The organism is Pararhizobium arenae, assembly GCF_001931685.1.
Classification (GTDB): domain Bacteria; phylum Pseudomonadota; class Alphaproteobacteria; order Rhizobiales; family Rhizobiaceae; genus Pararhizobium; species Pararhizobium arenae.
Window position 1 is genome coordinate 39,736 of record NZ_MOOY01000013.1, and the last position, 22,874, is coordinate 62,609.

Below are 22,874 nucleotides of genomic sequence, written 5' to 3' on the forward strand. Positions count from 1 at the left end.
AGGAACTTTTGCGTTTCGCGACTGTTCGGCGGGCCATCTTCAACCCTTCCACGAACGAGAAACTCAAATGGAATCGGTACTTGTAACGGGCGGATGCGGCTTCATTGGCCGCCATGTGACGGAAGAATTGCTCGAACGCGGATATAAGGTTCGCATCCTCGACGCCTTCATCGATCAGGTTCACGGCGACACCGAGGCAGAAGTACCGCAGGGTGCCGAGATCGTTCGGGGCGATATTCGCGACAAGCAGGTGGTTTTTGCTGCGGTCGAGGGCATGGATGCGGTCATCCACCTTGCTGCGGAAGTCGGGGTAGGGCAGTCCATGTACGAGATCTCCCGCTATGTCGGTGTCAATGATCTCGGAACTGCCGTTCTTTTAGAGGCATTGATCGGCGGCCCCGCTCGCCGCATCGTCGTCGCCTCTTCGATGAGCGTTTATGGAGAGGGCCGCTACCAGACCGCTACCAACGAGCAGGTCGGGCAGGCCCGGCGCCGGGCCGACCGCATCAAGATGGGGCAGTGGAATCTCCAAAGCGCAGATGGAAAGCCTTTGCTGCCGATTGCGACGGATGAGGAAAAGCCGGTCGATCTCGCCTCCATCTATGCGCTGACAAAATACGCTCAGGAAAAACAGGTGCTGATCTTCGGGGAAGCCTATGGCGTCGATGCCGTGGCACTCAGGCTCTTCAACGTCTTCGGCGCGGGGCAAGCGCTTTCCAATCCTTATACCGGCGTGCTCGCCAACTTCGCATCGCGCCTGGCGAATGGTCAGCCGCCGATGATCTTCGAAGACGGCGAGCAGCGTCGTGACTTCGTGCATGTCCGGGATGTGGCCCAAGCCTTTTGCCTGGCGCTGGAAAAGCCGAAGGCCGCGGGTCACGTCATCAATATCGGCAGTGGGCAGGCCTACACGATCACACAGGTTGCAACTCTTCTCGCCGAGGCGATGGGCGTACCGCATATCCGGCCGGATATCATGAACAAGGCGCGCTCCGGCGATATCCGCAACTGCTTTGCCAACATCGACAAGGCACGCGAGCTTCTCGGTTTCGAGCCGAAGCACAGGCTGGAGCATTCGCTGACACCTTTTGCCGAGTGGGTTCGCCAGACCGGGGCGGTTGATCGCGCTGCCGAGATGAAGCAGCAGCTTGAGGCGCGAGGGCTTGTGTCATGAGGGAGCCTCAAATTCCCCACTCTGAAGCCGCCACCAGCAAAAGCTATGGTTTCGTAGAGTGGTTCAGGCCGGGTGACTACGACAGAACGGAGCGGATCTTGCCGGATATCCTGGCGAGTGGCGCGAGTTACCTGCGTACCCATCTTTCCTGGGCCGAGTACCTGGCGCCCGGGGGCGAGGCATGGTTCGACTGGCTGATTCCGCGCCTCGCCCGGGATATCGAGATCCTGCCGTGCGTTCACTACACGCCGCCATCCTTGTCACGCACAGGACGCTCTTCCGGCCCGCCAGTTGAACTGAAGGCGTACGCCGACTTCGTCGATCACATTCTCACGCGATACGGTAGTCACTTCAGCCATATCGAGCTTTGGAACGAGCCTAACAATCTTCTCGACTGGGACTGGCGCGAAGACAGCGATTTCCTGTTGTTTTGCGAGATGGTGGGCGGTGCCGCCTACTGGGCAAAACACCGGGGCTGGAAACCGGTGCTGGGAGGCCCATGCCCCTTTGATCCCTATTGGGTGAACCTGATGGGCGAGCGCGGTATTCTAAATGTCGTCGATGCGGTTGGCTTCCATGGGTTCCCCGGAACCTGGGACAGCGAGGAAGGGGCTTGGGGTGGCTGGGACATGCATCTCGGCGAAATGCGCCGCATCATCGATCGATACAATTCCGATGCCCAAATATGGATTACCGAGACAGGTTACTCCACCTGGCGCAATGATGAGATGGAGCAGGCCCGACGTTTCGTAAACGCGCTGAATGTGCCGGCTGACCGAATGTACTGGTATTCATGGTGCGACGTGCCTCCGGATGTGCCCGTGCAGGAAGGCTTATGGTTCGACCCCCGCCATTACCACCTGGGGGCTGCGACCCATGACAGCCAATCGAAGCTGCTGGCGCGGCTGCTGATGGAAGGCGGAGCTAAACGTCTTGAAGAGGTGACTCGCCTTGCGGTGCCAAACCTTTCTTGCAAGGCTGCGCCGATCGTGGTGACGGGAGGCAGCGGCTTTATCGGCTCCAACCTGGCCGAGAGTTTCCTGAGGGATGGCGAAGATGTCATCGTGCTCGACAATCTCGGCCGTCCTGGCGTCGATAAGAATCTTGCGTGGCTTATGGAGCGTTATGGCAAACGCGTACATGCCGCCCTTGCAGACGTGCGTGATCTCCGAAGCATCGAAGCGGCATTCACCGACGCCAAAGCAGTTTTTCACTTCGCGGCGCAGACAGCAGTCACGACCAGTCTCGGGCATCCGATCGATGATTTCGAAGCCAATGCCCGTGGCACGCTCAACGTCCTCGAAGCCGTGCGCAAGTCTGGCAAGAATGCGCCTGTCATCTTTGCCAGCACCAACAAGGTCTACGGCTCGCTCGAGAACATGGAGATGCTCGAAATCGATGACCGCTACATTCCCGCGGATGAGGTCATACGGGCTAATGGTGTCGGCGAAAGCCGGCCACTGGATTTCTGTACCCCCTATGGCTGCTCCAAGGGTGTCGCAGACCAATATGTGCTCGACTACGCAAAGTCGTTTGGGCTGCCGACGGCCGTACTTCGTATGAGCTGCGTTTATGGGCCACGCCAGTTCGGCACGGAAGATCAGGGATGGGTTGCGCATTTTCTAATCCGTGCGCTGTCCAGCGAGCCGATCAGCATTTACGGCAACGGCAAGCAGGTGCGCGACGTCCTCCATGTCAGCGATGCCGTCGCGGCCTATCGCAGCGTGCTGGAGAACATTCACCAGGCAAAGGGACAGGCATTCAATCTCGGTGGTGGCCCGCGGAATGCGGTCAGCGTCTTGGCGGTCCTGCGCGAGATCGAAAAGCTCATTGGCAGAAGCATCGATCTTCGCTTCGACGACTGGAGGCCGGGAGACCAATATTACTTCGTCGCCGACACGGGCAAGCTGCACGGCAGCTTCGGGTGGCAGGCGCAGGTGCGCTGGCGCGAAGGCATCCGCCATCTTGCAGAATGGCTCGTGGCGAACCGGTTCAGCGGCGATGGGACGCTCAGCGGAAAGCGCAAGGTGTCGGCATGAACGCGCCACCACGTGCCCCGCGCGTTATTCTGATGACTGTCGACGCCGTCGGTGGGGTTTGGCGCTATGCCATGGACCTTGCTGCAGGTCTGCGAGCACAAGGATCTAAGATCGTTTTTGCCGGCTTTGGGCCCAAACCGTCCGATCAGCAGATGCGCGAAGCAGAATCTGTAGGACGTGTCGTTTGGTTGCGCGCGCCACTTGATTGGATGGTCAAAGAGGAAGCCGCGGTGGCTTACGTGCCCAAACTCATCGCCGATCTAGCCGGGCGGGAAGGGGCAGACATCCTTCATCTCAATCTCCCTTCACAGGCCGCAGGGTTGGAAACATCCTTGCCGGTTGTCGTCGTCTCTCATTCCTGCGTCGTGACCTGGTTTGCATCCGTACGCTGCCAAGCCGTCGCCGAGGAATGGAAGTGGCAGGCGGAGCTTAACCGGAGGGGTTTGGACCGCGCGAATGTCGTGTTGGTACCGAGCCGCAGTCACGGGGACCTACTCGAAGAGGTCTATGGTCGCATCCAAGAACTGGCTGTCGTTTACAATGCCAGTCAGGTCGTTGATCCACAGCTGCAGAAGCAAGAGATTGTCTTTGCCGCCGCCCGCTGGTGGGATGACGGGAAGAATGGCGCGGTTCTTGATGCCGCTGCGCAGCATGTCGATTGGCCGGTGATGATGGCTGGCCCTCTCGGCGGTCCCGGCGAGCAGAGTCTGCAAATAAGCCATGCGCTGGCACTGGGCGAACTCGACCATCTCGACACGATGATGCAGCTCGCACAGGCGGCGATTTTCGCTTCCCCATCGCTCTACGAGCCCTTCGGTCTTGCAGCTCTGGAAGCAGCACGCAGCCGATGCGCCCTCGTGCTCTCGGATATCCCGACTTATCGCGAACTTTGGGATGGTGCGGCGCTGTTTGCAGACCCTCGTGATCCGGTTGCCTTTGCCGATGCGATAAACCGCTTCTCACATGACGCGTCTCTGCGCGCTGCGTTCGCTAATCGGGCGCTGGAAGTATCCCGACGGTTCAACTTGACGACGCAGACGGAGGGGATGGTCCGCCATTACCACCGGCTTCTTTCGTTGAAACAGACGCTAAATGCTGCGGAGTGATGATGAAGTTCGTATTCTATACCCATTCGCTGGTTTCCGACTGGAACCACGGCAACGCCCATTTCTTACGCGGCGTCATGCGCGATCTTATCCGACGAGGGCATGATGCGCTTGCATTGGAGCCGGAAGGGGCCTGGAGCAGGATCAACCTGCTCAAGGATCAGGGGCTGCGCGTCGTAGAGCGTTTTCAAGAGACCTTCCCACAGCTCGTGTCCAGAACATATGGTGGCGCTTTCGATCATGAACAGGCCGTAGCCGACGCCGATGTGGTCGTCGTGCATGAATGGACGGAGCCTGCGGTTATTGAACGGCTGGGGCGGGCACGGCGGAACGGCGGCGCTTTCACGCTTTTGTTCCACGACACCCACCATCGCGCAGTTTCATCTGCAGATGATATCGGTGGCCTGGAACTAACCAACTACGACGGTGTTCTTGCATTCGGCGAAACGCTTCGCCAGCGCTATCTCGAAGCCGGCTGGGGCAAGTCTGTTTTCACTTGGCACGAGGCCGCCGATGATGCGCTTTTTCACCCCATCGCTGACGAGCAGAAAACCGGCGATTTGATCTGGGTCGGCAACTGGGGTGATGACGAGCGCTCTCGTGAAATCGTCGAGTTTCTGGTGGAACCGTCGCGCAAGCTTGGGTTGAAGACCTCGGTGCGGGGTGTTCGCTATCCCGAACATGCTTTGGAGGCCTTGCGGCGGGCGAAAATCTCCTATGGCGGTTGGATCGCCAACGCTGACGTGCCAAATGCTTTCGCACAGCACAGGGTCACGGTGCATGTGCCGCGTAGGCCCTATGTTGAAGCTCTGCCTGGCATTCCGACCATCCGTGTTTTCGAGGCGCTAGCCTGCGGCATTCCCCTGATCTCGGCACCGTGGGACGACGCGGAAGGGTTGTTCCGACCCGGCGTGGATTATCTCGTTGCCCAGACAGGTGGTGACATGGTGCGCTGCCTGAGGGACGTACTGGCCGACGATGGTCTATCGCGCACCCTGGTTTCCTCCGGGCTCGAAACCATCCTAGCCCGGCACACGTGTCGGCATCGCGTCAAGGAGCTTCTTTCCATTCTTTCCCTGTGTGGAACGCGTCGTGTCACGGAAAAACTCGCTGCGAAGGAGGCTGCAGAATGAAAATCGCCTTTTACGGTTCAAGCCTCGTCTCCGCCTACTGGAACGGTGCCGCTACATATTATCGCGGCCTCTTGCGCGCCTTAGCGGCGAGGGGCTATGACATCACATTTTACGAACCCGACGTCTACGACCGCCAGCAAAACCGCGATATCGACCCGCCTGAATGGTGCAAGGTCGTGGTTTATGAGGGGACTATCGATGCTTTGAAAGTTGCGGCAGAGGAGGCCGCGAAAGCCGATATCGTCGTCAAAGCCAGCGGTGTGGGGTTCGAAGACGATCTACTGCTCGACCAAGTGCTTCGCAATGCGGCTGCCCATGCCGTTACGATTTTCTGGGATGTCGATGCTCCGGCCACCCTTGCCGAGATCAAATCTGCTCCTGATCATCCTCTGAGGCGCGCGCTCCACACTCTTGATCTGGTTTTGACCTATGGCGGCGGAGCGCCGGTGATCGATGCTTATCGCGGGCTCGGCGCTCGCGAATGCATTCCCGTCTATAATGCGCTTGATCCTGAAACGCATCATCCCGTCCCTGCGGACCGGCGGTTTCAAGCAGATCTCGGGTTCCTCGGCAATCGCTTGCCGGACAGGGAAACACGTGTCGATCAATTCTTCCTGGAACCGGCCGGCCGTATGCCGGGGCAGCTTTTTTTGCTTGGCGGCTCCGGCTGGCAGGGAAAGCCAATGACGCCGAATATAAATTTCATCGGCCACGTCTCGACCCGCGACCATAATGCCTTCAACGTTTCGCCTAAGGCCGTTCTCAACATCTCGCGGGCAAGCATGGCCGAAAACGGGTTCTCGCCGGCAACGCGGGTCTTTGAGGCCGCTGGTGCCGGTGCCTGCCTGATAACCGACTACTGGGAGGGCATCGATCTCTTTGTGAAACCGGATGAGGAAGTACTGGTCGCACGCGATGGTCAGGACGTCGTAGATATTCTCGCCGGCCTCGGTGAAGTCAAAGCCAGGGAGATTGGCAGCCGCGCGCTGGCACGTGTACTGGCCGAACATACCTATGATCACAGGGCGGAAGCGGTCGATGCCCTCTTTCGATCGCGCGTACGCGCCCGAATGGAGGCGGCCGAATGAAACGTCCCCTCGATATTGTCGTCTTCGGATTGTCGCTCTCTTCCTCCTGGGGCAACGGGCACGCCACCACATTTCGGGCACTATTGCGCGGCTTGGCTGCGCATGGCCATCGTGTCCTTTTCCTGGAGCGGGATGTTCCTTGGTATGCGAGCAAGCGTGATCTGCCGGCCCCTGATTTCTGTTCGCTTGTCTACTATGACAACGTCGATGAGGTGCTCGAAGCCCATTCGGCGCGCCTGCGCGATGCCGATGCCGTGGTTATTGGATCCTACGTCCCTTCCGGTATTGAACTAATCGACAAGCTTGCCGCTCTAAGGCTGAAGCGCTTTTGCTTTTACGATATCGATACGCCCGTCACGATGGCGAAACTCGACCGCGGAGACGAGGACTATCTAGCACGGCGTCAAATTCCGCTGTTTGATTCCTATTTTTCATTTTCCGGCGGTGCCGTTCTCAGCAGATTGGAGCGTGAATACGGAGCGCGGCATGCGGAGGCACTGTATTGCTCGGTTGATGCCGAACGGTACGTCGGCACCGGGGAGGCGCTACAGTGGGACTTCGGTTATCTCGGCACGTACAGCCCGGATCGGCAGCCGACACTTGAACGCCTGCTGATCGCGCCGGCTCAGCAATTGCCGGACCGCCGCTTCGTGGTCGCAGGACCGCAATATCCCGACACCATCGAGTGGCCCGAGAATGTCGAGCGCATCGATCATCTGCCCCCGGCCGAGCATGCGAGCTTCTACAGCAGGCAAAGGTTCACACTGAACGTCACCCGGGCGGACATGATTGCGGCCGGATGGTCTCCTAGCGTACGGCTTTTCGAGGCGGCCGCGTGTGCCACCGCAATCATTAGCGACGAATGGCAAGGTCTGGATGAGCTTTTCCCTCGGGGCCAAGCCATATTCATTGCTCTCGAGACCTGCGACGTTGTCGAACTCCTGAGTAACACAGACGAAGCCAGACGGCGCGCGGTGGCGTCCGCCGCCCGCGACATCGTGCTGGAAAATCACACGGGCGAGGCGCGTGCGCGTGCGTTCGCAGAACAGCTTTCAGAACTGCCGATCCACCCTATGCCGAGGCAAAGATCGCTTCGGTCCGTCCCAGCTTGAGGAGTTACAGGATGCTGCAAAGGACCAGAAACGAAAATAGCAAGGTCGTTCTCGTCGCCGGGGGGGCCGGCTTCGTGGGCTCCCATCTCTGTGATGCGCTCCTTGCCGGTGGTAATCGCGTCATCTGCGTTGACAGTTACCTCACGGGCTCACCGACTAACGTGCGCCCGCTTCTGAACCATCCTTCTTTCCGGCTGATCGAAGCGGATATCTGCGATTTGCATGACATCGACGAGAGGATCGATCAGGTCTACAATCTCGCCTGCGCAGCATCCCCCCCGCAGTACCAGGCCGATCCAGTTCACACAATGATGACATGCGTGGCGGGAACAGGAAATCTGCTGACGATCGCGGAGCAACATGGTGCGCGCTTCCTGCAGGCTTCCACGAGTGAAGTGTATGGCGATCCGGCGGAACATCCGCAAAGAGAGGACTATCGCGGCAACGTCAGCTGCACAGGTCCCCGTGCCTGTTACGATGAAGGAAAACGTGCGGCAGAAGCTTTGTGTTTCGATATGATCCGTGCCGAACGGGTGGATACCCGCGTTGCTCGGATCTTCAATACCTATGGTCCCCGCATGCAGCCTGATGACGGCCGCATCATTTCCAATCTCCTCGTGCAGGCCATATCGGGTCGCCCTCTCACCATCTATGGAACCGGAGAGCAGACCCGCTCCTTCTGCTTCGTCAGCGATCTTGTTGCGGGCTTGATGGCGCTGATGAATGTCGATCCCAACCCGGGTGTGCCTGTCAATGTCGGCAATCCCGGAGAGTTCACAATCGGCGAACTCGCGGCAATGGTTCTCACGATGGTGCCTACGCAATCGAAGATCATCTATCGCCCATTGCCGATGGATGATCCACAACGCCGCAAGCCGGACATCTCCCGCGCTCGTGCGCTGCTGGGTTGGGAACCTCGGGTTCCACTTGCAGAGGGATTGCGGATGACGGCCGACTGGTTTGCAGCAACCCTCCATCACCCTCCGTTGCGGGTGGAGCATCCTGTACGGCATACACGCTCAAATCAGCCTGATCTTCATCAGGGGGCGTGATATGAGCAATGGCGAACCTTTGTCACGCGGTCTACTTGAAGCCAAAATTCGCGCGCTTGGACCCTGGTTTCACAACATGGAGATCTCCGGTGTTAAAACCGCACCGGACCACTTTCTAGGTGACTATCCGAATTTCAAATGGCAGGGCTTTCGTGACATACTGCCAGACGATCTCGAGGGGCAAAGCGTGCTGGATGTGGGGTGTAATGCAGGCTTTTTTTCCCTTGAAATGAAAAAGCGCAATGCCAGGCGTGTGCTTGGCGTCGATTCAGATCCTCGCTACCTCGAGCAGGCGCGGTTTGCCGCGAAACAATCGGGGCTGGACATCGAGTTTCGCCAACTCTCCGTCTATGAGGTGGGCGCGCTGAAAGAGAAGTTTGACCTCGTCATTTTCATGGGCGTGCTCTACCACTTGCGCCATCCACTTCTGGCGCTCGATTTGCTTTACGAACACGTGGTTGGCGATATGATGCTGTTTCAGTGCCTGCAGCGTGGCGACGAGCGCATACCGCTGCTCGCAGAAGACTACGGGTTTGAAGAGTGGGCGGTATTCGATCAGACTGAATTTCCTAAACTGTTCTTTGTTGAGGAGCGATACGCCTCGGACCCGACCAACTGGTTCATTCCAAACAAGGCGGCAGTCGAGGCAATGCTACGAAGTTCCGGCTTCTCGATAATCGCCAATCCCGAAAGGGAGGTTTATCTCTGCCAACGCGGCTTGCCACACTTCATGGTGCAAACGCCCCCGGAGATTGTGTGCGCCTCAATCGATGACCAGCCTAGCGCCTATCCTCATACATCTTAAAGCGTTAGGAGTGCTTGGGCTACTAAACAGTTTAGTTGCAAGGTCCGAACGGACGTCATTCGACGTCGTTCGGACCTCGAATAAAGAGCACACCGACCAGGCCTACAAGGACTATCGCTTGCAATATGAACATTGGCCATTCATTTGACATTGCAGCAATCGCTATTTCGAGACGCAATGGTCTCCGGTTCGAGTGCCTGTATTAGGTGCGGCATGCTGCCTCGTTTCCGTTGTGGCACGGAAGTCGGTGCTTGACAGACACCGCGTGCAGCATGCCGTTCGGTGAGATAATGCAGCTGGGACATCTGCCAATAGGCGAACAAGCATTTTCTGCAGGGTACCGGCTGGCATCAGCCTCTACCAGGAGGAACACGCGCTTGCTGAATAAGTTGATCCGGTTCAGGGTGGCGAGCATAGGTACCCTCTTCGTCTGCATGAGGAAGTACGCAAGATGATCCTCAGTCTGTCAAACGTCCGGAAGACTTACTCGACCACCGAAGGCACGATTGAAATTTTAAAGGGCGTTGATCTTGTTTTACCTGAGGGGAAAAGCGTTGCGCTCACCGGTGAATCCGGAAGCGGCAAAAGTACGTTGCTCCACTTAGCTGGTGGACTCGATCACCCGGACAGCGGTTCTCTGCTTATGTCAGGTCAAGAGCTTTCAACTTTCAGTGAACGCGAGCGCGCAAACTATCGCCGATACCAAGTCGGTCTCGTATTCCAGCAGTTCAATTTGATCCCCTCGTTGGACGTCGCGGCTAACATCTCGTTTCATGCAAAGCTCGCAGATAGACATGATCCGGATTGGGAGCGGACATTGATAGAGCGCCTTGGGTTGAGGTCCTATCTTACCAGGTATCCTGAGCAGCTTTCAGGCGGGCAACAGCAGCGTGTCGCGATCGGCCGCACATTGGCCGCCCGTCCGCCACTGATTCTTGCCGACGAACCGACCGGCAATCTCGACGAGGCGACAGGCGATGCGGTTCTCGATCTCATGCTCTCGATGGCCAAGGATGCCGGGTCCGCACTTCTTCTTGTGACCCATTCTTCCCGGTTGGCAGATCGCCTTGATCGAAAGGTCCTCCTACAGGGCGGCAGGATTGTCGAATGAATTTTACTGCATTTGAAGCCCTGTTGTCACACTGGAGACGTAGGCCGTTGCAATTGCTGACCCTGGTGACAGGGATTGCTCTAGCCACAGCCCTCTGGTCGGGCGTTCAAGCCATCAACGCGGAAGCGCGGGCCAGCTATCAAAGGGCCGCGTCGGTTCTGGAGCAAGGGGCGCTCCGACAAGTCGTTGCCAAGAACGGCAATGGAATTTCGATCAAAACATACGCCAAACTTCGGAGGGGAGGCTGGGACGTCTCACCCGTCATAGAGGGCCTATACCGCTTCGGACCTGTGCGGATCAAACTGATCGGCATCGAGCCTCTAACCATGCCGCAAGAGGGGCAAATCGGTAGCATCACAACCGCGGCCGACCTCCCAGATTTTCTTTCTGAACGCGGACAGCTTGTGGTTTCAGCGGACACGGCGTTAAAGCTCCGAGGCCGCACTGACATGACAATCAAGGTGTCTGATCAGGTCCCAGAGGACGCGGCAATCCTGGACATATCTGCCGCCGACCGTCTTTTGAGAGTCAAAGGCAAGATCAGCAGGCTAGTTGTTGCACCCGAGCAAAGAGCGGACGTGGCGCCTGTAGAGCGGATCAGTCCTGACGTTTTGGTCCAGGAGAGCGCCGATAGGCCCGATGTCAGTCGTTTGACAGACAGCTTCCACCTCAATCTCACCGCGTTCGGCCACCTCTCGTTCCTTGTCGGACTTATTATTGTGTACTCTGCAGCTGGTCTAACGTTCGAACAGCGGCGAGGGACCTTCCGAACGTTGCGCTCACTCGGGATTTCGCTGCCGGCCTTAACTACGATGCTCGTGATTGAACTCGTTACACTTGCTTTGCTGTCGGGGTTCCTTGGGATCATCCTTGGCTACTTCCTCGCCTCCACGCTCATGCCGGGTGTCGCGACATCGTTAAGAAGTGTCTACGGCGCGACTGTCTCCGGGGCCCTGTCCATTCGCTCGGAGTGGTGGGTCATAGGATTGCTGATCGCCCTGGTAGGTACCGCGATTTCATCAGCGCAAAGCCTCTGGCGTGTCTGGAAGCTGCCATTACTGGCTGCTGCCCAACCAAGGGCGTGGGTAAGAGCCTCGACAAAGAGTGTGTTACTGCAGTCGGCGGTTGGTTGCGTACTGCTCGCATTGGCAATGATCCTCGGCATCACCAGCGCGGGACTTGTTTCAGGCTTTGGAACCCTTGGGTGTCTTCTGCTTGGCGCAGCTCTATTGTTGCCGGGGGTTCTTGTCATCATATTGAGTTTGGCCGAGCCGATGTCCCGGGCGGCGCTCTCGCAGTGGTTCTGGGCGGACACCCGCCTACAGCTTCCCGGCTTGTCGCTTGCTTTGATGGCACTCCTTCTCGCCCTATCGGCAAATATCGGCGTCGGCACCATGGTTTCGAGCTTCCGGCTGACCTTCATTGGCTGGCTGGATCAGCGACTGGCTGCTGAACTCTACGTGACTGCCAAAGATGAGGACGAGGCTAAACGACTTCGAGAATGGCTTCCCCGATATTCGGCCGCCGTCCTGCCCATTTGGAGTGTCGAGGCAAATATCAGGGGCGAGCACATGCAGATCTTTGGAGTGGCAGATCATTCGACGTATCGGGACCACTGGCCGCTCATTGTTGCAGATCGCTATGCGTGGGATATGGTCGCATTGGGAAAAGGTGCTCTGATCAATGAACAGCTTTGGAGACGTGGCGATGCAGAACTCGGTGAGACGATCCCGATGCCTGGTGAGTGGGAGGCCACCGTTGTCGGTGTCTATTCGGACTACGGCAATCCGAGCGGGCAGGTTATCATAGGAATAGATCCACTTGTTGCGCACTACCCTGACGTCCCCAAGCTTCGCTACGGGATACGCGTTCCACCGGCGGAGGTTCCCAGTCTCAGGCAGCGGCTCGTTACAGAATTTGGTTTGAGTGAAGCAGCGATCATCGACCAGGCGACCCTGAAACAGCAGTCGAGAGCCGTCTTTGAGCAAACTTTCAGTGTGACCGGAGCGCTTAACGTCCTGACGCTCGCGATAGCGGGCTTCGCGGTGTTCTCAAGTCTACTTACGCTTTCCGGTATTCGCCTTCCACAACTCGCGCCATTGTGGGCAATGGGAATCAAAAGGCGCAATCTCGCATTATACGAAGTATTTCGCACATTAGCACTGTGGCTGGCGACCTTCATCACAGCTGTCCCTGTCGGTCTAAGCCTGGCGTGGGTACTGCTAGCGATTGTGAACGTCGAGGCATTCGGTTGGCGCCTGCCAATGACCATATTCCCACACGATTGGCTTTGGCTCGGAGCTGTTGCCCTCATCGCGGCGCTAATGTCCGTTTTCGTGCCGGTCTGGCGTCTTGCAACCATCAATCCAGCTGACTTGCTGAGAATTTTTGCCGATGAACGCTAAGGTGCTGCTCGCCATCGTGCTCGTCCTGACATTGACTGCGTCAATCGGCCATAGCCAGTCAAACGGCTTTGCCAGACTTGGCTCCAGTGCCCAGGGCTTTAAAATCCCCGAGCGAGGTCGCTCATTATCATTTCCCTCCGATCACGGCGCTCATCCGGACTATCGCATTGAATGGTGGTATGTGACGGCAAATCTCGAGGGCGAGGATGGTGCACGGTATGGGGCCCAGTGGACGCTGTTCCGATCAGCTTTGGCTCCTGGCGTCGCTTCAGGTTTCGCAGACCCCCAGATTTGGATAGGACACGCGGCCGTCACCACAAAAAGCAGACAGTATATCGCTGAGCGCCTGTCCCGGGGAGGCGTCGGCCAAGCGAACGTTGCGACTAACCCGTTTGAGGCCTGGATCGACGACTGGACAATGAAGAGCTTCGCGCGTGCGGGCGCTGACGAACTTGATGAACTTCTGCTCCGCGCAAACGGCCGAGATTTTCGCTACAGCCTAACGTTGAGGTCCAAAGGCCCTTTGGTGCTACAGGGAGATCGCGGATATTCATTGAAATCGGCAAGCGGGCAAGCTTCCTACTACTATTCGCAGCCCTTCTACCAGGCGAGCGGTGTAATCAAGGTGGAGGGGGTGGAGGTCGTCGTCAGCGGTCAAGCTTGGCTCGACAGAGAGTGGTCTTCCCAACCATTGGCTTCAAATCAGACCGGGTGGGACTGGTTTTCGCTCCACTTCGATAACGGGGAGAAGCTGATGTTGTTCAGGCTGCGCGACAACAAGGATGGCTTCATATCGGCGAATTGGATTGCCGACGACGGCAAAACAACGCTCATCTCACAAAACGACATTCATTTGGAGCCCGTACGACAGGCCGCCGTTGCCGGCCGAACCTTGCCCGTCGCGTGGCGTATCCAGATTCCGGCATATTCATTGGACATTACGACCCGGCCGTTGTTCGATCAGGCTTGGATGGCGACGAAAACGCCGTATTGGGAGGGCCCGATAGGCTTTTCCGGCACAGCGACGGGAGTTGGCTATTTGGAAATGACAGGGTACTAGTTTAGCGAACGCTGCATACGTAATCGGCCTAAACCTCTACCAGCAAAATCGGCAATCTCCATAAGGTCGACGATTAGGAATATGCGTCAGTTACGGAGAACTCCAGCTACGCGTGCAGCTTCCAAGAAAGCCTCAGAAGCCGCTTGTGAGCCCGCTTGGGTCTCGATTGTTTTCAAACAGGTTCGTTTTGCCCTTGCATAGTGGGCTCCACCTTTCGATGGCCACTTGGCCATCAAGCAGGCGAGGGCTTCTCGGCTGTTTCGAACGCTCAGAAAATGATTCCCGTTGTCAAAAGACACTTCCACTGGCCGGTCCCAGATTTCCACGATCATAGGTAGCTCCTGCTGTCGGTTCGTTCACATAATTCGATGCAAGCAGCCAAGTTCCAGACGTGGGACTTTAGTCCGGGATCGGTTGCGAGGCTACATCCCCGCGAAGAGCCGAACGCGCCTCAAAATATCTTTTGGCGGCCGCTACCGCTGCATCCCGAGTTGGGAAGGGGCCGGGCAGACTCACGACGTACTCGCCAAATTCAACCAAAGCAGTTTTCGAAATCGGATCATGAATAACTGTCATCACTGGCTCCATAGCTAACTCCTCGTCAGCATAGAATACCCGTCCGACGAGGACGCACTGTTCCCCCGGTAACCAAGGGCGGATGAGGCGACAACTTGTTCTCAGGAAATTTACGCCGGACTGATGAAGTCCTGAGCCGGCAATTTGCATTGCCGGGTCAGAAACGCGACGGAATTGTCGCCTTAAGCTTGGCCAGGGCCCCGATCTGATGAACCTTTCCTGAGGGCATCAACTTCCTCCACTACGCGGTCACGAAGGTCGTCGTGAGCAGCGGAAGCCGCGTCTACCACCCTTTCACTAAGGTTAGAGGCCACTTCCTTTGTCTTCTGCACGGCGTCGCGTGCTTCAGCCGAGACCATATCTTTTGTGTTGTCGGCCGCACCGCCAACAAGCTCGTCCTCAACCTCCGTAGGAGGGAGTGCCGCTCCAATCGCTGCCCCGACAGCAAACGCCAAGGCACCTCCAACGAGCGGCTGATCCCGGAAGTGGTTCAACATCATCTCGTTGAGCTTGTCCGTCTGTCCGCGTACAGAGCTAGCCGTCTCGGATGCATGGTCGGACATCGAATGAACGGCAGAACTGGCTGCTGTACCGATGCCGCTGACGGTATTCTTCGTCTTCTCCCATTTTTCTGAGAGCCACCCGGACGCTACGTCGAAAACAGCGCCTGTTTCATCCATGATCTCATCAATCTGCTTGCCACTAGCATCAGCAAATCCCCGGTACGTGGTACCGGCTTCATCGACGAAATGGCCAGCTCGTCGACCTGACTCATCGGTCAAAGCACGAAGCCGCTTCCCGGAATTGTCGGAAAATTGGCTATAGCGTGAGCCAAATTCGTCCACCGGAGGTCCAAGACGCCGAACCGGTCCGTCAGCTCGATAAAGTGGATATTCGGAAACCGGGGACGAGGCTGAACCTCCTTCTGTAGGCGTTGATCCTTTTGCCATCAACCATGCGAGGCTCACACCTATCAGAGCAACGGGTAAAGGGTTGTTCTTCAGCGCGTGCCCGAGATTATTTACATAATCCGCGCCGCCGCTCCCTTTTGCATATGCGATCACTTCATCGACAAGTTGACCCGGGGACATACGCTCTTGGATAGCATCGATCCGCTCACCGATCCGCTCTCGATCCCGATCAATCTCCCGCTGGAGATCGGCTGACGTTTTCTCGTTCGTTTCCATCAGATTTTTTCCTTTACAGTCTCGACGTCTCGACGCAGTGAAGTCGCAGTGCGATCCAGAGCTAGGTTTGATCCGCGCAACGCTGCAATCCCTCGCGAGACCAGACCCCACGCGATCAAAGCGATAACGACGCCAACAAAGAGGGAGGCAAGCGCGCTTGCGCTCGCCTCGTTGAAACCTTGCTCAACCAGAAAGGCCGCGATAGCGCCCACCAGAGCACCGAGAAGGACGCCGACCGCGCCAATAGCAAGAACAAGCCCAACGATCAGGATTTCAAAACCTCTCATCGCCTGCTTCAGCTTCTCGGAGGCTTCAGTTTTGGCGAGATCAATTTCTTTCCGAAGCAAACCGGTGACGTCGGATACCAGACCGCTAACTAATTCGGAGAGTGGGGCATTTTCGGAAGATTTAGCCACGTGAACGCCCCTCCGTCATGCTGGATTTATATGATGTTGGCGCGGATCTAGTGGAACTGGTGTTTGCTCGTTTCGCCGAAGCGGTCAAAAACCGGCTGGCGGTCAAGCCCGCCAGTGCCGCGATGCCAAGAAATGCCAGTGGCTGCTTACGCCCGAATTCCTCGGCCATGCTGGCAATTTCGCTGATGTCCTTGCCTTCTATCCGGTTGGCGAAGGTCTGAACACTTTGTCCGATCTGCGTAGCATACCGTCCAATGCTTGCCTCTTCGGACGCTTCGAGCTCAGATCCAACTTTCTGCAAAGCGGCTGCAACGCTCTCGACCTGCTTCGCAAAATATGCTGCTTTATCCGACGCCGCCTCTTTAACCTTCCCGGTAGCTGTCTCGACCCCAGTTTTGACTGCGTCAGACACGGAAGAAAAATCTTCAGTGACCTTTTCTTTCAATTCGGAAAAGGTCACCTGCGCGTCTGAAGACGAACCCGGCTGAGCGGACGATGGTTGTGACCCTGGATGTTCTCTGTCCGGGCGATCAAGGAATTCATTCTGCATTTAAACCTCCCATGATTGTTGAATTGCGGTGGGGCAAATTCGTGAACAACAGGGGGATGGGTTTGTTCCCGCACTGCAACTGCCGCAGCCCACCAGCAAATCCTCAACGTGTCTGGAAATTGGTCGGGGACAGGTGCTTGGATCAAGAAGCCTGAAAAAGGCTCCACGCGACCCCAAGGGCGGCACACGCCGGCAGCGCCGAGATCACTGACAGCTTAAGCCAAAAGATCGCCACGGCGGCAAGTATAGTAAGCACTAGCGATGGCCACACAATTGAGGCAATAACGGGTAGATCAATCGACCATACTCCTATCGAAAAAGTCGTGACGTTTTCGAAGAGAACGTGAAGCCCAAACCAAATCGCGAGGTTGAGGATGACACCAACCACGGCAGCTGTAATAGCCGACATAGCCCCACCGAGGGCGGCATTCCCGCGCATTTTCTCAATGAACGGCGCTCCTGCAAATATCCAAAGGAAACTCGGCAGGAACGTCACCCAGGTCGTGAGAATAGCCCCAATCGTGGCAGCGACTAAAGGTGACAGAGAGCCGGGGTCACGATAGCCAGCAAGGAAGCCGACAAACTGCGTGACCATGATCAGCGGTCCAGGAGTTGTTTCTGCCATGCCAAGACCGTCGAGCATTTCCCCCGGACGAAGCCACCCATAGTTCACCACGGCAGCCTGGGCGACGTAGGCGAGGACCGCATATGCCCCGCCGAAAGTGACAACGGCCATCTGACTGAAGAACAATCCGATCTTCGTAAACACGTTGTCCCATCCGAGCGTCAGAACAAGTGCCGCCACAGGAACCAACCACAAGGCTGCCAAGGCACCAGAAGTTTTGAGCGACCAAGCGAGATTGGGCCTTGCATGGTGAGGTATATCCTCGCCCAGAACCGAGTCACGGTCCGCCAGGATTTTACCTGAGCCTGATTGATGACCCCCGCCAACCTTGAAGGCCTGCACACCTGTACGACCACCGAAATATCCGATGATACCGGCGCCGATGATGATCAGGGGGAACGGCACGTGAAGGATGAAGATGGAGATGAAGGCCGCTGCAGCAATCGCTAGCATCACATTGTTTTTGATGGCTCGACTTCCGATGCGGAATACTGCCTGGATGACGACGGCGAGAACCGCGCATTTCAGCCCGAAGAACATACCCTCGATAGTTGTGACCTGACCAAAGATCACATAGATGTAGCTAAGGGCAAGGATCGACAGGAACCCTGGCAATACAAACAGAAGGCCAGCAATCATGCCTCCTTTGGTGTTGTTAAGGAGCCAGCCGATGTAGATGGCGAGCTGGTGAGCCTCGGGGCCGGGCAACAGCATGCAGTAGTTCAACGCGTGCAGGAACCGGTGCTCGCCTACCCATTTCTTTTCGTCGACAACGATCCGGTGCATGACAGCGATCTGCCCGGCCGGACCTCCGAAGCTGAGTGCAGCCACGCGCGCCCAGACCTTCACCGCTTCTGAGAATCGTACGATATCAGTGCAATTTTCCAGAGGACTTGAAACGTCAGATTTTGTGAGGTCGGTCACGATGGTCATCCCTTCCTCGGGTTAGGCCAGGTGTGCGTTTCGTCGGTGGCATCTCGGCACCAGCGATAGAAGGCGTCGTAAAGTGTCATGCCCGCTTCCAGTTGTTCGAGATCGTTGTTGAAAATCCGCGATAGGCCAAGTGAAGCGGCCAGCATCCCAGCGACCTCAGGCGCGAGTTCAGGCCGGGCTGTGTCCGCTCCCCGCACAATGGTCGCAAGGTGATCCAAAGGCTTCGATCGAAGGCCAAATTCCTCGATCATGACGTCGAAGGTGCATAGCTCGCCTCGGTGACTCCAGAATACATCCTCAATGTCGAAGGGCGTAGCGTCGAACCGTTCTGCTACGGCTGAAACCTCATTTGCGGGGACGAAGAGGAAGGCCGCGGATGGATCGACAAAACGTCTTATTAGCCAGGGGCAAGCTATCCGGTCAATCTTGGGACGCGATCTGGTCACCCAAATCGTTCGGCCACTTGCATCGCGCGGAGGAACCTTATCGGCGGAAACCAGCGTTCCCTTACCATCTCGCCAAGCTTCGGTGCCGCCTTCAAGGACTTCGGCGTCTTTGCCTAAAGCTCTCAAATACGCAGCCACCCCATGACTGAGTTTAAGACCTCTCTGGCAAACGATAATCGATGGCCCGGCAATACTGGGTCCCCATTCGGCGACAGTGCGATAATCGCGACGGATCGACGTTGGAATGAAACTAGGATTGGCAGCGTAGTCTTCGTTGCTACGCACATCGATCAGAAGCGGCAGCCCTGGCGTGCCGATCATCCGCTTGAGTTTTTCAGGTGCGATTTCCAAAAACGACGGCATTATGCGTCCCTCCGTTGACTCGGGTTTGCAGGACGCGATTCTCTAGCCGTGGCCTCGTGGGGTGATCGCTACCCCATTCCGCAGATTTTGCAGTGACAAGTCGCTTTGTCAAGCAGCCTGAGAAGGCCCGGACCGGGTTTCAATCAATGACAACGAACATCCGTAAAAAACCCGGACGCGAGACAATGCTGGTAAAATTTAAGGGGCTGGCGAATAGCCGCCGAGCCGCCGCCTCTAAGGCTGCTCCCGCGTGCCCGGGGCTGCTTCCCGCTGGTCTGCATCTTCTAAATCCGACGGGACGATGAAGGCATCAGACCCTTGTCGTTTGGCTTCCCGCAGAACTTCTAAACGCGGTTCGTCGTCCGGACCGATCTCGCCGTCCCCATTGTCGATTTCTCGCTCAGCCTGGAGCCAATGTTCGTCGTGGCGCCCATCGATTCCGCCGTCCGATTGCCAAAGTGAATGAGCGCGTTCTCGTATTCTTTGTTCGCGATTTTCCATGACTGACCTCTCTTTGCATCGAAAGGAAAACTTCGCGAGGTCATTGAATGTTCCAATAGAGAGCCCGGATAGCGAAGAATGGCAGGCGGCAAGTTCACTCCTGTCGGGCTTGTTTTTTCTGCCGTATAACAGGCCACTCACTATCTTCTTGTGAAGCGCCTATGTTCGCCGGGGTGGAGTGGGAGCCTTGCCATGATCAGGTCCGCCTGTAAGCGCTTTATGCTTGCACCTTCGAGGTTGTAGTATCAACGTCGGTCGGTACTCCCCCCCCATCCCCTTGAAGCTTGTTTCCCACGACACGAGATTTATCAAGGTTCGCATTGAAGGAGGAAATAGATGCTGACCGAAGTTTACTTCTCTGTCCCTCCGCATGTCATTTTCCCAAACGGCCTGACCCGCGCATCCGAGGTTTTGCACGACACGATTGACTTCCTTGAAAACGAGTGTCCGCTCCAACGGGGCGAGCGCTAAGACCGCGCGTGCCAGAGATGCTGTTCTGCCTTAGTCAAGCATACGCTGTCGCTATCGCGCGCGAGGCTTTTGTGGCTGCATGGCTCGAGGCAGGGCTTCCTGTGCAGGCAATGTCGCTCCCTTGGCAACGCACCGGGTCGTCGGAGCCTGGTAGCTTGAGTGCTCGAGAAGCAAAAGCTATGGCCGACAAATATATTCGCCACGACGAGCCACTTTTACTACCTGACGTCGAAACGTGTCAGACGGCATTCGACTTGATTTGCGACGCACAGCGAATTGATCGCGGAAGTGAGACAGCGCGCGATCTGGCGGCGCTTATAATTCAACTCTACAAGCAGGGCGTGCATGACTTTGCATCATTGCGCGCACTTGTGGGCAAAGCGGGCCAGCCGTAGGTTTATTGGCCATGATCGGTGACCCCGGGCAGACCTACGCCGTTGTGAGAGGTCGAACGATAGTAGGAATTGTAGAACAAGAGCAGAATGACCACGGTTGCCACTGCAACGATTAAACCTAGAATTTTCCTGTTCGTCACGGCATGCCTCGCTATATCAATCACTTGCCAGCGGGAGGAACGTCCTGCTGTTCCGTGCCGGCCTGGGGTGCCACTGGCTGCAGTCCGGTAGCATGTCCCACAGGCGCGGCAGTCGAGAAACTCGACTCCCTTGCGTTAACCTCGCGCTCTGCTTGGTGCCAGTGATCGTTGTGACGGCCGTAAATTTCCGCTTCCGTTCCCACTGCAAGAATGCTCGTTCGTTGATTGATGCGCTCGATTGTTCATGGTTGAGTCCTTCTCATCTCGAGGTATCAACCTCGGGAGGGGAGCAATGTTCCCCAACATCGAGACTGCTGCGCATGCAATTAAGGACGAGTAGCTGCAACCTACTGTACGGCGAAAAGAAAGAACGGGCGCTTCGATGGGCAGCGAAGCGCCCGCAGTCCGGATACGACCTAAGGCTCAGGTCCATACGCAGATACAACAGATGTACAGTGAAATTGTTCCGGAGGAACATCGACGCTTGTGTTTATCGATATCGAGTAATCTCGCACTTCCGAACCAACTGCGCCTCCGAATAACGTCAAGTTGAAAGCGAGGCATTTCAAATTCAGCGGCGGCAAAGGTCAATCACCCCCATGAGCAAGATTAATGAGCCCCATGAGGAAGACGAAAGAACTGTGTCTTGATCTCAAAGCTGCAGCAGGATGGGAAGCTGTTAGCACCGCGCGGGCGATAGCATGGATAGCAGCGTCTGCAGGGAGGTAGATTCGACTTCCACGCCCACTCCGGTTGGCTAATCGCCGCAAACTTCTGCGCCAAGCGCTTGACACCACCGACATACGGGTGCGTTACCACAGATCCTGGAGCGGTCTCTTGGCCAATTTCCATGACGCGTGATATCAATGCTGATCAATTGCGAGAACAGCAATTCACTAACGACGGTGGTTTCCGGTCCTTTGCTAGTTGTCACTCGCCTTTAGTTTTTAAAGCATCCGAGACCTTAGGCCGTTCTGGGTCTTTGTTGGTCTCCCCGACAGCATCCTGATCCAAATCTGGATCATCCTCGGCTGGAAGATAGCCACGCGGTCGGTTCGCTTCAGGGCCTTCCCAACGCGGCGACTGGTCTGTCGTTCCTGCGGCACCGTCTTTTGGACTGGTAATTCCCATTTGTGGTCTCCTTCATGACGGTCACTAACTTAAGCGGTCTGACTTTGGTTCCAGAGATTCAGGTGAAGCGGCTATTTGTTCGCCTGGCCGTCCGGCAGCCAACCGCAGCGCACGGAGGCGGGAGGTTTTCTCGTCGCTTAATCGCTTCTTCGTCGGTGGCTTCCGCTGCCACCTTTGTTGTGTTCAGATATGGCCGCACGTTGCTGTACGGTCAGAATTTTTCTGATCCTGCTTACCATCGTTTTCCATCACTGATCGGCTTGCGGTAGAAATGGATATCGAAGCGCAGTTTCCAAAACCTATCCCCCTTCAAGTGCTTTGCGAACCGGGTGATAAAGCGCGTTTCATTGAGAGAATGGCGCTTGAAGGTGCATGATGCCCCCGAAGACGGGGAGCGTGCTGTATAACAACCGGCGCTGCTCAACCAGGCCCTCTGGCGGTTTGCCCCCTGGGCGAAGGTCGCGAATAATCGATTTTCACTTTGTCAAGCACCGCATTACATTGATCGGCTAACCGGTTTGCGATCCGGGTCGTCTGGAAAATTCTGATCGTCGAACCAGATGTGATCGGCGAGGTCGGATAACGACTGGACAACCTGCTCGCGTGACCAGCCAGCTCTGATCGCCTCATCGACCAGAGCCATAAATGCTGGCTCAAGCGCCTCCTGACATTCTAGGTCGTCGTCTCGTAGGTTTGAGTTCGGAGGCCTGATCATAACGTTCTCTTCCAGTTAGCCTGTTTTCCGCGTTTGACGGGCTTTTTCGAGCGACTTCTTCAGAGCATCCATGATATCGATGACATTGCTGTCCTTCGCACCCGAAGCGGATTTTTCCTTTGCGCCCTCCTTGTTCGGCTTCAGGTCCTTCTTCTTCTCCGCAATGAGCTTCAGGAGACTTTCCTGGACTGGATCGCTGGCCATTTCCGGCGTCCAGTTTTTCGTTTGCTTTTTGATGACCTTCTCCATTGCGGAGACGACCTTCGTGTCGGCTTTTTTATCAATTTCCTTGAAATACTCAGTTTCGGGACGGACCTCGTTGCCGAAGCGAAGGGTCCAC

21 protein-coding genes and 1 pseudogene are annotated in these 22,874 nt (G+C 56.6%); 13 read left to right on the forward strand and 9 right to left on the reverse strand.

Features of this window, described 5'->3' with window-relative positions; all coding sequences use genetic code 11:
* Window positions 1-67: 67 nt before the first annotated feature.
* From BLX89_RS22630 to BLX89_RS22685, 11 genes are all read left to right on the forward strand, one after another.
* Window positions 68-1,174: an NAD-dependent epimerase/dehydratase family protein gene (locus tag BLX89_RS22630; RefSeq protein WP_075293227.1), complete on the forward strand. Its 1,107-nt coding sequence runs from the start codon at window positions 68-70 to the stop codon at window positions 1,172-1,174.
* Window positions 1,171-3,213, forward strand: a complete 2,043-nt coding sequence (locus BLX89_RS22635; protein ID WP_075293228.1) for an NAD-dependent epimerase/dehydratase family protein — start codon at window positions 1,171-1,173, stop codon at window positions 3,211-3,213. The genes BLX89_RS22630 and BLX89_RS22635 overlap by 4 nt, the downstream gene beginning before the upstream one ends.
* Window positions 3,210-4,319, forward strand: a complete 1,110-nt coding sequence (locus BLX89_RS22640) for a glycosyltransferase family 4 protein (protein WP_245292913.1) — start codon at window positions 3,210-3,212, stop codon at window positions 4,317-4,319. Before BLX89_RS22635 ends, BLX89_RS22640 begins: the two co-directional genes overlap by 4 nt.
* 2 nt (window positions 4,320-4,321) lie before the next feature.
* Window positions 4,322-5,452, forward strand: a complete 1,131-nt coding sequence (locus tag BLX89_RS22645; RefSeq protein WP_075293247.1) for a CgeB family protein — start codon at window positions 4,322-4,324, stop codon at window positions 5,450-5,452.
* Window positions 5,449-6,540: a CgeB family protein gene (locus BLX89_RS22650; RefSeq protein WP_075293229.1), complete on the forward strand. Its 1,092-nt coding sequence runs from the start codon at window positions 5,449-5,451 to the stop codon at window positions 6,538-6,540. The genes BLX89_RS22645 and BLX89_RS22650 overlap by 4 nt, the downstream gene beginning before the upstream one ends.
* Window positions 6,537-7,652: a CgeB family protein gene (locus tag BLX89_RS22655; RefSeq protein ID WP_075293230.1), complete on the forward strand. Its 1,116-nt coding sequence runs from the start codon at window positions 6,537-6,539 to the stop codon at window positions 7,650-7,652. The genes BLX89_RS22650 and BLX89_RS22655 overlap by 4 nt, the downstream gene beginning before the upstream one ends.
* Before the next feature lie 11 nt (window positions 7,653-7,663).
* Window positions 7,664-8,704: a UDP-glucuronic acid decarboxylase family protein gene (locus BLX89_RS22660; RefSeq protein ID WP_083637867.1), complete on the forward strand. Its 1,041-nt coding sequence runs from the start codon at window positions 7,664-7,666 to the stop codon at window positions 8,702-8,704.
* 1 nt (window position 8,705) lies between these two features.
* Window positions 8,706-9,509 carry a TIGR04290 family methyltransferase gene (locus tag BLX89_RS22665; RefSeq protein WP_075293231.1) on the forward strand — a complete coding sequence of 268 codons (804 nt, stop codon included), beginning with the start codon at window positions 8,706-8,708 and terminating at the stop codon, window positions 9,507-9,509.
* 451 nt (window positions 9,510-9,960) lie between these two features.
* Window positions 9,961-10,620 (forward strand): ABC transporter ATP-binding protein, encoded by a 660-nt coding sequence (locus BLX89_RS22675; RefSeq protein ID WP_075293233.1) that lies wholly within the window; start codon window positions 9,961-9,963, stop codon window positions 10,618-10,620.
* A complete protein-coding gene (locus BLX89_RS22680) occupies window positions 10,617-13,025 on the forward strand; it encodes an ABC transporter permease (RefSeq protein WP_075293234.1) in 2,409 nt (802 codons plus the stop codon). Before BLX89_RS22675 ends, BLX89_RS22680 begins: the two co-directional genes overlap by 4 nt.
* On the forward strand, window positions 13,015-14,085 hold the full coding sequence (locus BLX89_RS22685) for a lipocalin-like domain-containing protein (RefSeq protein WP_075293235.1): 1,071 nt from the start codon (window positions 13,015-13,017) through the stop codon (window positions 14,083-14,085). The genes BLX89_RS22680 and BLX89_RS22685 overlap by 11 nt, the downstream gene beginning before the upstream one ends.
* Before the next feature lie 86 nt (window positions 14,086-14,171).
* Here the strand turns inward: BLX89_RS22685 and BLX89_RS22690 are convergent, their stop codons facing one another.
* The 7 genes from BLX89_RS22690 to BLX89_RS22720 all read right to left on the reverse strand — a co-directional run bounded on the left by BLX89_RS22690 (window position 14,172) and on the right by BLX89_RS22720 (window position 19,682).
* Window positions 14,172-14,417, reverse strand: a complete 246-nt coding sequence (locus BLX89_RS22690) for a DUF982 domain-containing protein (RefSeq protein ID WP_075293236.1) — start codon at window positions 14,415-14,417, stop codon at window positions 14,172-14,174.
* Window positions 14,418-14,843: 426 nt separating this feature from the next.
* Window positions 14,844-15,848 (reverse strand): DUF3618 domain-containing protein, encoded by a 1,005-nt coding sequence (locus BLX89_RS22695; protein WP_075293237.1) that lies wholly within the window; start codon window positions 15,846-15,848, stop codon window positions 14,844-14,846.
* Window positions 15,848-16,264: a phage holin family protein gene (locus tag BLX89_RS22700; RefSeq protein ID WP_075293238.1), complete on the reverse strand. Its 417-nt coding sequence runs from the start codon at window positions 16,262-16,264 to the stop codon at window positions 15,848-15,850. Before BLX89_RS22700 ends, BLX89_RS22695 begins: the two co-directional genes overlap by 1 nt.
* Window positions 16,257-16,814: a nutrient deprivation-induced protein gene (locus BLX89_RS22705; RefSeq protein WP_075293239.1), complete on the reverse strand. Its 558-nt coding sequence runs from the start codon at window positions 16,812-16,814 to the stop codon at window positions 16,257-16,259. Before BLX89_RS22705 ends, BLX89_RS22700 begins: the two co-directional genes overlap by 8 nt.
* Before the next feature lie 142 nt (window positions 16,815-16,956).
* Window positions 16,957-18,363, reverse strand: coding sequence for a chromate efflux transporter (chrA, locus tag BLX89_RS22710; protein ID WP_075293248.1), 1,407 nt, complete (start codon window positions 18,361-18,363; stop codon window positions 16,957-16,959).
* Between the two features lie 5 nt (window positions 18,364-18,368).
* Entirely contained in the window at window positions 18,369-19,181 is an 813-nt protein-coding gene (locus BLX89_RS22715) for a chromate resistance protein ChrB domain-containing protein (protein WP_075293240.1), read from the reverse strand.
* A gap of 234 nt (window positions 19,182-19,415) precedes the next feature.
* Complete coding sequence (locus BLX89_RS22720) at window positions 19,416-19,682, reverse strand: DUF2934 domain-containing protein (RefSeq protein WP_075293241.1); 267 nt, start codon at window positions 19,680-19,682, stop codon at window positions 19,416-19,418.
* A gap of 336 nt (window positions 19,683-20,018) precedes the next feature.
* On the opposite strand from BLX89_RS22720, the gene BLX89_RS25395 reads away from it, so the two are divergent.
* Window positions 20,019-20,153, forward strand: coding sequence for a hypothetical protein (locus BLX89_RS25395; RefSeq protein WP_280950602.1), 135 nt, complete (start codon window positions 20,019-20,021; stop codon window positions 20,151-20,153).
* A gap of 179 nt (window positions 20,154-20,332) precedes the next feature.
* Complete coding sequence (locus BLX89_RS24465; protein WP_075293249.1) at window positions 20,333-20,548, forward strand: hypothetical protein; 216 nt, start codon at window positions 20,333-20,335, stop codon at window positions 20,546-20,548.
* A 1,070-nt stretch (window positions 20,549-21,618) separates the two neighbouring features.
* On the opposite strand, the gene BLX89_RS22730 is transcribed toward BLX89_RS24465, so the two are convergent.
* Together BLX89_RS22730 and BLX89_RS24725 are read right to left on the reverse strand one after the other, a co-directional pair.
* Window positions 21,619-21,819 (reverse strand): hypothetical protein, encoded by a 201-nt coding sequence (locus BLX89_RS22730; RefSeq protein WP_075293242.1) that lies wholly within the window; start codon window positions 21,817-21,819, stop codon window positions 21,619-21,621.
* Window positions 21,820-22,549: 730 nt separating this feature from the next.
* A pseudogene (locus BLX89_RS24725) lies at window positions 22,550-22,874 on the reverse strand (non-homologous end joining protein Ku); the annotation flags it as partial.

Coding starts and splice junctions, on each gene's coding strand:
- BLX89_RS22630 (WP_075293227.1), top strand. CDS start 68: ATGGAATCGGTACTTGTAACGGGCGGATGCGGCTTCATTGGCCGCCAT.
- BLX89_RS22635 (WP_075293228.1), top strand. CDS start 1,171: ATGAGGGAGCCTCAAATTCCCCACTCTGAAGCCGCCACCAGCAAAAGC.
- BLX89_RS22640 (WP_245292913.1), top strand. CDS start 3,210: ATGAACGCGCCACCACGTGCCCCGCGCGTTATTCTGATGACTGTCGAC.
- BLX89_RS22645 (WP_075293247.1), top strand. CDS start 4,322: ATGAAGTTCGTATTCTATACCCATTCGCTGGTTTCCGACTGGAACCAC.
- BLX89_RS22650 (WP_075293229.1), top strand. CDS start 5,449: ATGAAAATCGCCTTTTACGGTTCAAGCCTCGTCTCCGCCTACTGGAAC.
- BLX89_RS22655 (WP_075293230.1), top strand. CDS start 6,537: ATGAAACGTCCCCTCGATATTGTCGTCTTCGGATTGTCGCTCTCTTCC.
- BLX89_RS22660 (WP_083637867.1), top strand. CDS start 7,664: ATGCTGCAAAGGACCAGAAACGAAAATAGCAAGGTCGTTCTCGTCGCC.
- BLX89_RS22665 (WP_075293231.1), top strand. CDS start 8,706: ATGAGCAATGGCGAACCTTTGTCACGCGGTCTACTTGAAGCCAAAATT.
- BLX89_RS22675 (WP_075293233.1), top strand. CDS start 9,961: ATGATCCTCAGTCTGTCAAACGTCCGGAAGACTTACTCGACCACCGAA.
- BLX89_RS22680 (WP_075293234.1), top strand. CDS start 10,617: ATGAATTTTACTGCATTTGAAGCCCTGTTGTCACACTGGAGACGTAGG.
- BLX89_RS22685 (WP_075293235.1), top strand. CDS start 13,015: ATGAACGCTAAGGTGCTGCTCGCCATCGTGCTCGTCCTGACATTGACT.
- BLX89_RS22690 (WP_075293236.1), bottom strand. CDS start 14,417: ATGATCGTGGAAATCTGGGACCGGCCAGTGGAAGTGTCTTTTGACAAC.
- BLX89_RS22695 (WP_075293237.1), bottom strand. CDS start 15,848: ATGGAAACGAACGAGAAAACGTCAGCCGATCTCCAGCGGGAGATTGAT.
- BLX89_RS22705 (WP_075293239.1), bottom strand. CDS start 16,814: ATGCAGAATGAATTCCTTGATCGCCCGGACAGAGAACATCCAGGGTCA.
- BLX89_RS22715 (WP_075293240.1), bottom strand. CDS start 19,181: ATGCCGTCGTTTTTGGAAATCGCACCTGAAAAACTCAAGCGGATGATC.
- BLX89_RS22720 (WP_075293241.1), bottom strand. CDS start 19,682: ATGGAAAATCGCGAACAAAGAATACGAGAACGCGCTCATTCACTTTGG.
- BLX89_RS25395 (WP_280950602.1), top strand. CDS start 20,019: ATGCTGACCGAAGTTTACTTCTCTGTCCCTCCGCATGTCATTTTCCCA.
- BLX89_RS24465 (WP_075293249.1), top strand. CDS start 20,333: ATGGCCGACAAATATATTCGCCACGACGAGCCACTTTTACTACCTGAC.
- BLX89_RS22730 (WP_075293242.1), bottom strand. CDS start 21,819: ATGGGAATTACCAGTCCAAAAGACGGTGCCGCAGGAACGACAGACCAG.